Origin of the sequence: Mesorhizobium sp. M8A.F.Ca.ET.207.01.1.1 (assembly GCF_004794715.1) — a bacterium.
In the GTDB taxonomy this organism is placed as follows: Bacteria; Pseudomonadota; Alphaproteobacteria; order Rhizobiales; family Rhizobiaceae; genus Mesorhizobium.
Window position 1 is genome coordinate 1 of sequence record NZ_SRUS01000513.1, and the last position, 294, is coordinate 294.

Annotated in this window: 1 pseudogene; it reads left to right on the top strand. The window is 65.6% G+C overall.

The annotated features are described in order from the left end of the window. Nucleotides 1-294, top strand: a pseudogene (lysK, locus tag EN850_RS35620) (lysine--tRNA ligase); the annotation flags it as partial.

Genomic DNA, 294 nt, shown 5'->3' on the forward strand with positions numbered 1-294 from the left:
ATTCCGACGTCATTCCGAGGGCCGTGGACGAGTACTACACCTTCCTCGGCGCCTATCCGCGGCAGGACTGGAAGGAGCGGCTCGGCAATCCGGTCTGGCACATGCATGACGGCAACCCGCCGGCCATCGACCTGCCGGTGCCGTTCGCGCTGCTGCTCAACCTGGTGAGTGCTTCCAACGCGCATGACAAGTCGGTGCTGTGGGGCTTCATCTCGCGGCATGCGCCGGGCGTGACGCCGAAGACGCATCCGGAACTCGACCGGCTGACCGGCTACGCGATCCGCTACTTCGACG